Here is a 12,735-nt window from a genome sequence, read left to right on the forward strand (position 1 = left end):
TGCAGGCGGCGATCGAGGACGCCATCGCCCGCATCCGCGCCTGCGGCAAGCCGGCCGGCATCCTGTCGGCGGACGAGACGCTGGCCAGGCGCTACATCGAACTCGGCTGCAGCTTCGTCGCCGTCGGCTCCGACCTCGGCATCCTCGCGCGCACCTCCGAACAGCTCGCCGCAAAGTTCAAGACGAACGCCTGACGCCTGCGACCGCGTCCCAAGGATTGGCGTGCGCGCGATTTTTCCGAACTTTCCACGCACGCACGCCCTTCCATCGATACCCTGTCGCAAAATGCTCCGGTGGAGATCGGAACCGCCGTTCAGTCAGCGCCGCTGACCTTCTTGCCGCGCCATTTTCCAGACATTCCGCGGATTTGCCGGCAGAAGGCCGAACCACCCGAATCGATTCGGCTTCCCCATGCCCGCAGGCCCCCCGCGACCACCGGGAGATGCGGCAGAAGGGCACTGTGCGCCTTTGCCGCGGTACTGGCGGCGGGAGGGGGGTGGCGGGGATGTGAACGGGCTATGGATAAATTCGGCGACTATGTCACTGGGTTGTCCGAATCTTTGGAGAAATAACCCGAAAGGAGTGCAAATCGCCGCTTGGTCAGAAATCCTGCCGTTTATTTGCCGTCGAATTGATCGGATGGGGATGGTACTACCAATCCAAAGAAAACCCGAGAGGAGACATCCACCATCATGCGGACGGCGACGAAGGATCTGGCGGGCGACTTGCGGCAACAGCTGGCCGAGCTGGTGCGCAGCCGGGTTCCGAACGCGCGGGCGGAGCGCTTCGTGAAGCGCTTCTACGCCAACGTGCCCCCCGACGACCTGCTGCGCGGCACACCGGAACAGCTTTACGGCGCGGCGCTCGCGATGTGGCAATGGGCACAGCAGCGCACGCCCGGCAAGCCCAAGGTCCGGGTCTATGCGCCGCGGCTGGACGAGCATGGCTGGCAGTCCGAGCGTTCGGTGGTGGAGATCGTCAACGACGACATGCCCTTCCTGGTCGATTCCGTCACGGCGGAGTTGAACCGGCAGGGCGTCACCGTCCACCTCGTCATCCACCCGGTCACCCGCGTCGTCCGCGACGCCGAGGGCCGCATCGTCGAGCTTCTGGAAGCCGGTGAAGAGAAGGACGGCGCGCGCGACGAATCCTTCATGCACTGCTCCATCGACCCGCTGTCGGACCCGGCCGCCCAGGCCCGTCTGCGTGAGGGGATCGAGCGGGTGCTGGCCGATGTCCGCGCCGCGGTGGAGGACTGGAACCCGATGCGCGAGCGCGTCCGCGCCGCCCGCGACGACATCGCCCACGCCCCCGACGCAGAGGAATCCAAGGAAGCCACCGACTTCCTGACCTGGGTCGACGACGGCAACATGACCCTGCTGGGCAGCCGCCTCTACACCGCCACCATCGGCGGCGACGGGCGCGAACCCTGGCTGGAGCTGGTCGAGGGCAGCGGTCTCGGCGTGCTGCGCGCTCCGGAGATCACCGTCTTCGACGAGCACGGCCACGCCGCCGTTCTGCCGGAGGAAATTCGTGCCTTCCTGCACCAGCCGCGCGCGCTGCTGGTCACCAAGGGTACCCGGCAGGCCACCGTGCACCGGTCGGTTCCGCTGGACGCCATTCTGGTCAAGCGCTTCGACGGGCAAGGCAATGTCCTCGGCGTCACGCTGGCGGTCGGCCTGTTCACCTCCGTCGCCTACAACCGCAGCCCGCGCGAGATCCCGTTCCTGCGCCGCAAGGTCGCCCGCGTCATGGGCCGCGCCGGCTTCGATCCGTCGGGCCATGACGGCAAGGCGCTGCTGAACATCCTGGAAACCTATCCGCGCGACGAGCTGTTCCAGACCCCGTCCGACGAGCTGTTCGAGACGGCGGTCGGCATCCTGCACCTGCAGGAACGCCAGCGCCTTGCCCTTTTCGTCCGCCGTGACCCGTTCGAACGCTTCGTCTCGGCGCTGGTCTTCGTGCCGCGCGACCGCTACGACACCGCACTCCGCCGCAAGATCCAGGGCGTGCTGGAAACCGCCTTCCACGGCACCTGCAGCTCCTACTTCACCCAGCTGTCGGACAGCGCGCTCGCCCGCCTGCACCTGATGGTGAAGACGGAGCCGGGGAAGATCCCGCCCGCCGACATCAGCGAGATCGAGGCGCGGCTGGTCCAGGTTTCCCGCAGCTGGGCCGACCGCCTGCGCGACGCGCTGGTCGAGGCGCATGGCGAGGAGATCGGCAACGCCCGCCTGCGCCGCTATGCCGACGCCTTCCCGGCCGGCTACCGCGAGACCTTCACGGCGGAAACCGCGGTCCACGACATCGACCGCGTCGAACGGGTGCTCTCCGAACAGCGCCTCGGCATCGTGCTATTCCACCCGCTGGAGGCTGACGGCGACGAGTTGCACGTCAAGATCTACCACCAGGGCCGGCCGGTGCCGCTGTCCGACGTGCTGCCGATGCTGGAGCACATGGACCTGAAGGTGATCACCGAGCAGCCCTACGAGGTTCGGCCGGCCGGCGGTTCCCCGTCGGTCTGGATCCACGACTTCTCCGCCCGCACCCAGACCGGCTTGCCCGTCGACTGCGTCAAGGTCAAGCAGACCTTCCAGGAGGCCTTCGCCGACATCTGGGACGGCCGGATGGAGGATGACGGCTTCAACCGTCTGGTGCTGCGCGCCGGTCTGGGGGCCCGTGAGGTCACGGTTCTGCGCGCCTATGCCAAGTACCTGAAGCAGGCCCGCTTCGCCTACGCCCAGGACACCATCGAGACGACGCTGGCCGGCCATCCGCAGATCGCGCGTCTGCTGTCGCGGCTCTTCGCCGCCCGCTTCGACCCGAAGAACCGGGCCGACGAAGCGCCCATCCTGGAGCAGATCGAAGACGCGCTGGACGCCGTCACCAACCTGGACGACGACCGCATCCTGCGCCGTTTCGTCAACCTGATCCGCGCCACCCTGCGCACCAATGCCTATCAGGCGGCTGCCGACGGCACGGCGAAGCCCCACCTGTCCTTCAAGCTGGACAGCGGCTCCATCGAAGAGCTGCCGCTGCCCCGCCCGTGGGTGGAGGTGTTCGTCTACAGCCCGCGTATGGAAGGCGTCCATCTGCGCGGCGGCAAGGTCGCCCGCGGCGGCATCCGCTGGTCTGACCGGCGCGAGGATTTCCGCACCGAGATCCTCGGGCTGATGAAGGCGCAGATGGTGAAGAACACCGTCATCGTTCCGGTGGGCTCCAAGGGCGGCTTCGTCGTCAAGCGTCCCCCGCCCGTGAGCGCCGGCCGCGAGGCGGCGCTCGCCGAAGGCATCGAGTGCTACAAGACGCTGATGCGCGGCCTGCTGGACGTCACCGACAATCTGGCCGCCGACGGCTCGGTGGTGCCGCCCAAGGATGTCGTGCGCCATGATGCCGACGACCCCTATCTGGTGGTCGCCGCCGACAAGGGCACGGCCACCTTCTCCGACATCGCCAACGGGGTGTCGGTCGACCATGGCTTCTGGCTGGGCGACGCCTTCGCCTCGGGCGGCTCGGCCGGCTACGACCACAAGGCGATGGGCATCACCGCCCGCGGCGCCTGGGAATCGGTGAAGCGCCATTTCCGCGAGATGGGCACCGACATCCAGGCCACCGATTTCACCGTGGTCGGCGTCGGCGACATGTCGGGCGACGTGTTCGGCAACGGCATGCTGCTGTCCCGCCACATCCGCCTGCTGGCCGCGTTCGACCACCGCCACATCTTCCTCGATCCCGATCCTGACGCAGCATCCAGTTGGGAGGAGCGCAACCGGCTGTTCGCCCTGCCCCGCTCCTCCTGGGCGGATTATGACCGCTCCCTGATGTCGAAGGGCGCCATGATCGTCGAGCGCAGCGCCAAGACGGTCGAGCTGACGGCGGAGGTTCGCGCCTGCTTCGGCATCGAGCAGACCCATCTGTCCCCGACCGAGCTGATGCGCCGCCTGCTGACGGCAGAGGTCGATCTTCTGTGGTTCGGCGGCATCGGCACCTACATCAAGGCGTCGACCGAAACCAACGCCGAGGCCGGCGACAAGGCCAACGACGCGCTGCGCGTCGATGGCGGCCAGATCCGCGCCAAGGTGGTCGGCGAAGGCGCCAATCTGGGCGTCACCCAGCGCGGCCGCATCGAAGCGGCGCAGAAGGGCCGCGACGGCAAGGGCGTCCGCCTGAACACCGATGCCATCGACAATTCGGCCGGCGTCGACACCTCCGACCATGAGGTGAACATCAAGATCCTGCTGGGCGACGTCATGGCGCGGGGCGACATGACGCTGAAGCAGCGCGACACCCTGCTGTCGGCGATGACCGACGAGGTGGCGGGGCTGGTGCTGGCCGACAACTACCGGCAGACCGGCGCCCTGACCATCGCCGAGGCGCAAGGCGCCACCCTGCTGGAGGCGCAGTCACGCTTCATCCGCAACCTGGAGCGCAACGGCCGCCTGAACCGCGCCATCGAGTATCTGCCGACCGACGAGGAGCTGGCCCAGCGCATGGCCGAGCGGCGCGGCCTGACCCGGCCGGAACTGGCGGTGCTGCTGGCCTACGCCAAGATCACGCTGTACGACGATCTGCTGGCGTCGGAATTGCCGGATGATCCGGCGACGGTCGAGGATCTGCTGCGCTACTTCCCGCAGCCGCTGCGCGACGGCCATCGCGAGGCGATCTTCCGCCACCGCCTGCGCCGCGAGATCATCGCCTCCGCCGTCACCAACAGCCTGGTCAACCGCGTCGGCCCGACCTTCGTCCGCGACATGGTGGAGAAGACCGGTCTCGGCCCGGCGGACGTCGCCCGCGCCTATGCCATCACCCGCGACGTGTTCCAGCTTCGCCCGCTGTGGGATGCCATCGACGGTCTGGACAATGCCGTCCCGGCCGCCCTGCAGACCACGCTGATGCTGGAAACGGTCCATCTGATGGATCGTGCGGTGGCGTGGTTCCTGGCGCACAGCCCGCACCCGCTGGATCTCGGCCGCGAATCCGCCGCCTTCCGTCCGGGGGTGGAAACCCTGGCCGCCGGGCTGGACCATTTCCTCGACGCAGAGGAATCCTCCCGCCTTGCCGCCCGCGTCGCCGACGCCACCGCCCAGGGCGTGCCGGAGGATCTGGCCCGCCGGGTCGCCGCATTGCCGGTACTGGCCGCCGCCCCGGATCTGGTGCGGATCGCCGAACGCACCGGCCGTGCGGTGGAAGGCGTCGCATCGGTCTATTTCGGGCTGGGCCGCCGCTTCGGGCTGGAATGGCTGCGCGACCGCGCCGATGGCGCCAAGGTGGACAACCACTGGCAGCGTCAGGCGGTCGCCGCAATCATCGACGACCTGTTCGCCCACCAGAGCGCGCTGACCATCCGCGTGCTGGAGAGCGAAGGTGCCGAGTCCGCCGCGGTCGATGCCTGGATCGCCAGCCGCAGTCTGGTGGTGGAACGCGTCGAGCAGCTGCTGGCCGAACTGCGCGCCCAGCCCGCGGTCGACCTCGCCATGCTGGCGGTCGCCAACCGGCAGCTGCGCGGCCTGATCGCCGGGTGATTGCGGAGTGATGACGACACAGGAATAGGAGACGCTCGGTTCGGACGGTCCGGTCTCGCTTCCTCGCGCAGCCGGGCCGCCGGAACGCTGGCGCCTTTGCAGGCACGTTCGGGCGCCGGCTTTCAGTCTCCTTGCCTCGGGCGGATCCGCTTCACCGTGGATCCGCCCATTTTCTATTTCGAAAGCAACTTATGCGGAAGACGAACCGCTCCGCGATTCAACTTCTGCCCGCAGCCGGCGGAAGGGCGATGCGGGTCGCCCGCGCTTCCCGCGGACAGCGGCCGAAGCGCCGCTTGAAGGCGGTGGCGAAGTTGGCCGGGCTGGAATAGCCGGCGAGATAGGCCGCCTCCGTCACGCTGACACCGTCGCACTCCAGCGCCGTCCGCGCCCGCTCCATCCGCCGTGCCCGCTCATACTCGAACACCGACATGCCATGACCGGCCCGGAACAGGCGGTGCAGCGTGCTGACGCTCATCCCGGCATGGCGGGCGACCTCCTCCAGCCGCAAGGGCGCTTCGTCGTCCGGGTCGCGGCTTTCCAGATACTCGCAGGCGATGCGCAGGCGGGCACGGTCCCGGCTGCTCAAGGGGTGGGTGGCGGGCAAGTCGACCATGCCCAGCGCGTCGGCGACGATCTCCAGCGCGTGGCTTTCCAGATAGAGGCTTTCCAGCATCGGCGGGCAGGCGATGGGTCCGGTCAGCCGTTCCGCCAGCGCCACCTGCCGCGGCGTCGGCCGCAGCGTCAGGCTGGCGCCATGCGTCCGGCGGAAGCGCCACAGCCCCCCCTCCCCCGCCGCAGGCGCACAGACCGGGCCGCCGTCACCGTCCAGCCAGTCCGGCGGCAGGCCCAGCGTGATCTTGCGTACCCAATTGCCGCGCATTGCGCGGCGCTGGAACCGGTCCTCCTCGGTGCGGGACAGCAGGAACAGGATGGGCTCCCGCGCCGCCGACAAGGCATAGCGGCGCTCGCCGAGCGAGATGTCGACCTCGCCCCGCAAGAACAGCGCAACCGTCAGCCCCGGCCCGGCGGCGGCGGCCGTCGTCATGTCGCGCAGATCGACCGCATCGGTGGCATGCAGCGACAAACCACTGCGCAGCATTTCCATGCGGAACCGGCCGCGCAGCACGATGTCGTCGGGATCGAGCGACGGCACTATCGCCGGCAGCGCCTCGCCCCCGCGGTTGCCGCGCGCCACCAGATCCCGCCAGCGGAGCGGGCTTTCAGCCCTCAATACGTCGCCATCCGTCATCGGCCCATTCCCGTCATCTGGCGAACCGGCAAAGGAGTTTGACCGGCACGCAAAGGCATCGTCGGCGCAGCGCGGGCTATACCAGCGTGAACAGCGTCCAGGACGCCGGAACTATATTGCGAATGCGTCGCATTCTCGGATATCACAGCAAGGGCCGATGGTCCAGCGGGCGTGATCCGGGGGTGACGCGAAAGGATGGACTGCCGACCATGACCAGCCGATTCCGTCACCGGATCACCAGCACGACCGCCCTTCTAACCTTGTCGCTGATGGCGCAGGCGGTCCCCGCCCTCGCCCAGACCGGCAGTCCGACCGACAAGGCCGTCACCCTCCCCTCCGTCGCGGTGGAGGGCGAGGCGCCCCGCCCGGTGGAGGCGGCGACCGTCATCGACCGGAAGACCATCGACCGCGAGGTGCCGCAGACCCTGCGCGACCTGTTCCAGGGCGAGCCGAGCATCACCGTCCCCGGCAGCAGCACCGCAGCGCAGAAGATCTATCTGCACGGCATCGACCAGAGCAAGCTGAACGTCACCATCGACGGTGCCGCCCAGCGCGCCGGCATCTGGCACCACAACGGCAACCTGACGCTCGACCCGACCTTCCTGAAGTCGGTCGAGGTCGACCCAGGCGTGTCGCCCGCCGATGCCGGTCCGGGCGCGCTCGGCGGTGCGGTCGCCTTCAAGACGAAGGACGCCACCGATATGCTCCTGCCGGGGCAGGATGTCGGCGCCACCGCCATCCTCGGCTACGACACCAACTCCAAAACCTGGCGGACCACCGGCGCCGGCTATGCCGCCAAGCACGGCTTCGAGATCCTCGGCATCGGCACCCTGTCGCGGGGCAGGAACTACGAGAACGGCAACGGCGTGACCGAGGCCGGCACCGGCACCGATCTGGTCAGCGGCCTGGGCAAGCTGGCCTATGAGTCCGACGGCGGCCACCGCATCTCGGTGTCGGGCGAGCATGTGCGCGACGACGCGGTGCGCCGCCTGCGCTCCAACCTCGGCATCGTCGGCGGACCGACCGGGCCGCTGATGAACAGCAACACCGCGACCCGCACCACCGCCGTCGTCAGCTACGAGACCATGCAGCCGACCGGCTGGTTCAATCCCGGCGTCACCGTCTCCTACACCCGCAACCGGCTGGAGCGGCCCAACGAGAACCGCCGCACCACCGCGCACGGCGCCTTCGACAGCGAGGTCGACACCATCGGCCTGACGGTGAAGAACAGCTTCGCCATCCCGACCGGCACCCTGACCGCCGGCTTCGACCTGTCCCGCGACGACATCCACATCGACCGCTTCCACTTTACCACCGACGCGGACGAGCGGATCACCACTGTCGGCGGCTTCCTGCAGGCCCGCCTCGCCCCGGTGGAGCGGCTGCGCCTGTCCACCGGCGTCCGCATCGACCATCAGAGCTACCGGTCGGTCGACCACAAGACCTTCGACAACACCGGCATCAGCCCCAACCTGTCGGCCGACTATGCCGTGACCGACCGGCTCACCGCCTTCGGCGGCTACAGCTACAACTGGGGCGGGCTGGAGATGGCGGAAGCCGCCCTGTTCCACGCCGCCAACTACCGCTATTCCAGCGACTTGGAGCCGGTGACCGCCCACAACATGCGCGCCGGCCTGCGCTATGCCCACCAGGGACTGCGGCTGGAGGTGGCGGCCTTCCTCACCTACATGGAGAACCCGGTCGCCTGGAACTACACCACCTACACCCGCGTCAACGGCGAGGATCTGCGCAGCCGGGGCTTCGACCTGACCGCCGGCTATGACTGGAGCAATGCCGGGATCAGCGCGAAATACACCCACACCGACGTGAAGTACGGCAACCGCATGGCGCTGTCGTCCGACTACAACACAGCCGTCCCGGTCGGCGACCTCTTCGCGTTGCGCGGCCATTACGGCTTCGAGGATCTGCGGCTGACGCTGGGCGCCTCGGCGGAGATCGCGCTGAAGGTCGAGGACGACGCGCTGCGGGCCTACGGCTTCCGCTCCATCGACGGCTATCAGGTCGTCAACCTCTTCACCGAATGGAAGCCGCTGGAGACGGCGCCCAACTGGACCCTGCGGGCCGAGGCCAACAACATCTTCGACGCCGTCTATGTCAGCCGGTCGAGCTACGGCCAGACCTCCACCGTGCAGCCGGCGCTGGCGGAGGGGCGGACCTTCTATCTCACCTCCACCGTCAAGTTCTGAGCGGGCCGGACCCCGTCACGATAGGGAGCGCATCCATGCTGACCGAAACGGCCACGATCCCGACGGCCCTTGCCAGCCGGTACCTGCAGCAGCTCTGCAAGCATTTCGCCCACAAGATCGCGGTGCGGTACGACGCCGCCAGTGGTGAGGCGGAATTCCCCTGGGGACGCTGCGCGATGACGGCCTCCGACGGCCTGCTGACCCTGCGGGCCGAGGCGGCGGACGCCGAGGCGCTGGCCCGCGTCAAGGCGGTGGTGGACGACCATCTGGTCCGCTTCGCCTGGAAGGAGGGGCTGAAGCCGGACTGGACTCCCGCCGGCTGACGCCCCCAGGTCCGACACCGGCCGGTCCGGATCCCGGCGATCCTCACCGGCCGCCGGATCCGCCAGCCGGCACCGCGCCAGTTCCCGCTGCCGCTCGGCCAGCGCCGCTTCGCGGGCACGGGCACGGCGGCGCTGCTCTTCGGTGCGGGCGCGCAATTGCTGTTCCTGCCGCAGGCGCGAGGCCAGACGCCGCAGATCGTCGGCGGCCCGGCTCTCCCCCACCGCCGGCAGGGCAGCCAGAGCGTCGCGGAAATCGCCCAGGGTCGGGAAGCGGCTCCATCCGCTGCGGAAATTCGACCAGACGGCGTCGAAGGTCGCCATCCAGCGGTCGGCCGGCCAATCGGCCATCGCCCGCACGTCGGCCTCCAGCAGCTCGGCGTCCGGCAGTTCCAGCGCGAAGCGGTCGGCCAGCTTTTCCAGCCCGATCAGCACATTCTCGATGCCTATCGGCGGCGTCAGAGTACCAATGGCCTGCTCCACCCGCTCGGCCAGCGCCCCGATCTCGTCGGGTGACAGATCCTGCGTCTCGAACCGCAGGTCGGCGACCTCAAGACTGGCCAGCGAGGCGAAGGCGCAGGGCAGCGAGGGTTTCGCGGTTGCGGATGGCAGCATTGGACCCGGCATCGGGCGCGGATCCGCTGCGGGGAAGGATGGAACGGCGGTCATGGCGGGGCTCCCGGCGATGGTTGCGAACGGCGGACGGAATGGACGGAGAGGCTTCGGCGGCGGGGTCGCGGGACACATCGGGCGGAGCGACCAGTTCCCGGAGGATCCAGCGCCGCCATGCGGCCCCCGGATCCGGCGGGCGGTAGCCGTTGCGGGTATGCGCCTTGCGGCACCACGCCACGAACTTCGCGGTCACCCGGCCGGCATCGACCTCCGGACGTTCCAGCGCCGCCCAGGCGAGATCGGCGGCATCGGGCTGCCAGTCGGCGGGCAATGCCTCATCCTGCCGCGCATCCTTCCCACCCGATTGGGAGGAGGAGGAATCAGGATTCTGGGATTCCAAGGAGAAGCCGGCCGGCGAACCGCCGATGTCAGCCGGCTGACAGGACAGGCCGGCGGTGACGCCCTCCATACCCGTCAGCCGATAGGCGAAACCGCGCAGGCCGCGCCGCGACTGGGCGCAGACCAGCGCAGCCGACGGCGCCTGCAGGCCCTTCAGCACGGCATTGAACCAGGCACGGCTTTGCCCAAGCTCCTCCGCCAGTTCACCTTGCGTGGCGGTGCAGACACCGTCGCGGTCGGCATGGGCATAGAGCGCGGACAACACCGCGATGTCGGCGGCCTGGATGCCGGGCACGGCAATCCAGCGCCTGTACATGTCGATGTATGGCTTCATTGAGACACCCGTCTGTCGGTCGATCCGTGGACGGGTGGAGACAAGGGGAGAGCGTCGACGGACTCGGGATGAATCCGCTTGGCATCACGGGGCTGCCCTGCCATCATGGAGTCGCCAAACCGCCAGATGTGGGGTGCCCGGGTTTCCCTCGGTCTCCTCCGTCCGACACGAAGGGCCCGGAGCAATCCGGGCCTTTTGTGTTTGCGGAGGTCGGTCCTCCGTTACGTCATGATGCTCTCCTTCAAGGTGCAGCAAACCGTGGCGCCGGCCAGAAACTGGCATGGACGCAGGTTGATGGCGTGAGGGCGGTTTTCGCCCGTTTTTTGAAATGTGTACGTGCCGTTGCGCGTCTGTCCACGGTCTTCGGAAAGTGGCACATCAGCGACGCTGCAATGGGCGGCGGCGGGATTCTTCGGTGGGAATCAATCGCTTATGGCGGCATGTCGTCGGCTGTCCCGTTGCGGGTGTCGCCGTTGTGCCGAAAGATTCGGGTCCGAACGTCGCCGTTCTGCCGAAAGATTCTTGAGAATGAGAGCTTTGTGTCGGCCGGATCCTGGTTCCGAACGTCGCCGTTCTGCCGAATAATGGAGCCCTCCCCTCCCCCACTCCACCACCAGCCGGCCAGAATCGGCGGAGAATCGGGCGGGAATCGGCCCTCCGGCGGATCGTCCGAACGTCGTCGTTCTGCCAGTCAGGGGCCGTTCAGGGGGCATTCCGACCCTGACCCGGGCAGTGATGCAGCATTATAACCGAGCAGAAACAATCACTTATGATGAACGCTGCCCATCCCGCCACCCTCCGGCACGGCAGAACGCAGACGTTGACGCTGTCACCGGCCGGGTGAGAGTCCTCGGACGCACGCCCGAACGCCTCTCGTCGCCTCCCGCCAGCCCCGATCGGGAAAACTGGCAGAACGGCGACGTTCGCAGGAGCAAATCGCGCCGTTGACGGGAATCTTTCGGCAGAACGGCGACGTTTGAGCCGGAGCTGTGGAACAGAGGGGCGGGCTTGTGGATTATGGCTGCAACCCATTTGAAGCCGCACAGCACCCGCGGAGAGATCGCATGTCCCAGACCACCAACGCCGAGCTGCTCGACCGGCCGCTGCAATTGGCTCTGCGGCTCGATTCACCGCTGACCGGCGATGTCCAGAACGACCGCCACATGATGGTCTACAGCCTGTTCGGCCTGTCGAAGGACAAGGCGGAATCGCTGCCGACCTATGACGACGGCAAGGTGCGGATCGAGGTGCGGGCGCCGAAGAATGTCGGCGTCGCCACCATCTGGGACAAGGCGGTGCTGCTCTACGCCATCTCTCTGCTGCGCGAGAAGATGGAATCGGGCAAGGGTCCGTCCAAGCTGGGCGAGCTTCACTTCACCACCAGCGACCTCCAGCGCATCGTCGGCAAGACCGCCGGCGGCAGCGCCTATGACAAGATCGAAGGAGCGCTGGAACGGCTGCAGGGTACGCAGATCAAGACCAACCTGGAAACCGGCGGGGAGGGCGAAAGCGGCGCCTTCTCGTGGATTTCCGACTACAAGCTGCTCTACCAGCGCAAGAAGGACGGCGAGCGCGCGGTGCGCGGGTTGAAGCTGACCTTGTCGGGCTGGGTCACGCGCGCGGCGCTGGGCCACAATCTGCTGAGCTACGACGACCAGTATTTCGCGCTGAAGCCGGTGGAGAAGCGGCTCTACGAGATCGCGCGCGCCCACCTCGCCCGCGGCCATGCCTTCTGGATGGCGTTGGAGCCGCTGCGCAAACGCGTCGGCTCCGACAACGACCTGCGCAAGTTCAAGAACGCGCTGGGTCCGGTCCTGGCCGCCGACCGCATTCCCGGCTACGGCGTGCGCATCGTCGAGACGGCGGAATACAAGGAGACGATGAAGGCGCGCGGCGCCGTTCTGGGCCGCGTGCTGAACGCCGACCTGCCGGTGCTGTTCTGGAAGAAGGACCAGGGCCAGCCCGAGAACTGGATCGACGTTCCCAAGGTGGAGTACGACGAGACGGTGTGAATCTCCCCCTCCCCATCCGGTAGACACCCGTTGCCGGAGTGGCGACGACTTGATAGGGTCGCCGCAACCGGTGCCGGGGC

General features: G+C 67.9%; 7 protein-coding genes and 1 pseudogene. 6 read left to right on the plus strand and 2 right to left on the minus strand.

The window, feature by feature from the left end; genetic code table 11:
* Both FZ983_RS30095 and FZ983_RS30100 read left to right on the plus strand, forming a co-directional pair.
* Window positions 1–194, plus strand: a pseudogene (locus tag FZ983_RS30095) (aldolase/citrate lyase family protein); the annotation flags it as partial.
* Between the two features lie 498 nt (window positions 195–692).
* Window positions 693–5,522: an NAD-glutamate dehydrogenase domain-containing protein gene (locus FZ983_RS30100; RefSeq protein ID WP_149228241.1), complete on the plus strand. Its 4,830-nt coding sequence runs from the start codon at window positions 693–695 to the stop codon at window positions 5,520–5,522.
* Between the two features lie 217 nt (window positions 5,523–5,739).
* Here FZ983_RS30100 and FZ983_RS30105 read toward each other — a convergent pair whose 3' ends face one another.
* Entirely contained in the window at window positions 5,740–6,771 is a 1,032-nt protein-coding gene (locus tag FZ983_RS30105) for an AraC family transcriptional regulator (protein ID WP_149228242.1), read from the minus strand.
* 209 nt (window positions 6,772–6,980) lie between these two features.
* On the opposite strand from FZ983_RS30105, the gene FZ983_RS30110 reads away from it, so the two are divergent.
* From FZ983_RS30110 to FZ983_RS30120, 3 genes are all read left to right on the plus strand, one after another.
* Entirely contained in the window at window positions 6,981–8,978 is a 1,998-nt protein-coding gene (locus FZ983_RS30110; RefSeq protein ID WP_149228243.1) for a TonB-dependent receptor, read from the plus strand.
* A gap of 35 nt (window positions 8,979–9,013) precedes the next feature.
* Entirely contained in the window at window positions 9,014–9,301 is a 288-nt protein-coding gene (locus FZ983_RS30115; protein ID WP_149228244.1) for a DUF2218 domain-containing protein, read from the plus strand.
* Window positions 9,302–9,457: 156 nt separating this feature from the next.
* The gene (locus FZ983_RS30120) at window positions 9,458–9,814 is read left to right on the plus strand and encodes a hypothetical protein (protein WP_149228245.1); all 357 of its coding nucleotides are present in this window, start codon (window positions 9,458–9,460) and stop codon (window positions 9,812–9,814) included.
* Between the two features lie 34 nt (window positions 9,815–9,848).
* Here the strand turns inward: FZ983_RS30120 and FZ983_RS30125 are convergent, their stop codons facing one another.
* Window positions 9,849–10,643, minus strand: a complete 795-nt coding sequence (locus tag FZ983_RS30125) for a helix-turn-helix domain-containing protein (RefSeq protein WP_247884042.1) — start codon at window positions 10,641–10,643, stop codon at window positions 9,849–9,851.
* Window positions 10,644–11,707: 1,064 nt separating this feature from the next.
* On the opposite strand from FZ983_RS30125, the gene FZ983_RS30130 reads away from it, so the two are divergent.
* Complete coding sequence (locus tag FZ983_RS30130) at window positions 11,708–12,655, plus strand: replication initiator protein A (RefSeq protein WP_149228246.1); 948 nt, start codon at window positions 11,708–11,710, stop codon at window positions 12,653–12,655.
* The last annotated feature ends 80 nt before the right edge of the window (window positions 12,656–12,735 follow it).

Origin of the sequence: Azospirillum sp. B21, from assembly GCF_008364825.1 — a bacterium.
Classification (GTDB): domain Bacteria; phylum Pseudomonadota; class Alphaproteobacteria; order Azospirillales; family Azospirillaceae; genus Azospirillum.

What these genes read in the sequence shown, in the direction of transcription:
- FZ983_RS30100 (WP_149228241.1), top strand. Translation starts at nt 693, where the DNA reads ATGCGGACGGCGACGAAGGATCTGGCGGGCGACTTGCGGCAACAGCTG.
- FZ983_RS30105 (WP_149228242.1), bottom strand. Translation starts at nt 6,771, where the DNA reads ATGACGGATGGCGACGTATTGAGGGCTGAAAGCCCGCTCCGCTGGCGG.
- FZ983_RS30110 (WP_149228243.1), top strand. Translation starts at nt 6,981, where the DNA reads ATGACCAGCCGATTCCGTCACCGGATCACCAGCACGACCGCCCTTCTA.
- FZ983_RS30115 (WP_149228244.1), top strand. Translation starts at nt 9,014, where the DNA reads ATGCTGACCGAAACGGCCACGATCCCGACGGCCCTTGCCAGCCGGTAC.
- FZ983_RS30125 (WP_247884042.1), bottom strand. Translation starts at nt 10,643, where the DNA reads ATGAAGCCATACATCGACATGTACAGGCGCTGGATTGCCGTGCCCGGC.
- FZ983_RS30130 (WP_149228246.1), top strand. Translation starts at nt 11,708, where the DNA reads ATGTCCCAGACCACCAACGCCGAGCTGCTCGACCGGCCGCTGCAATTG.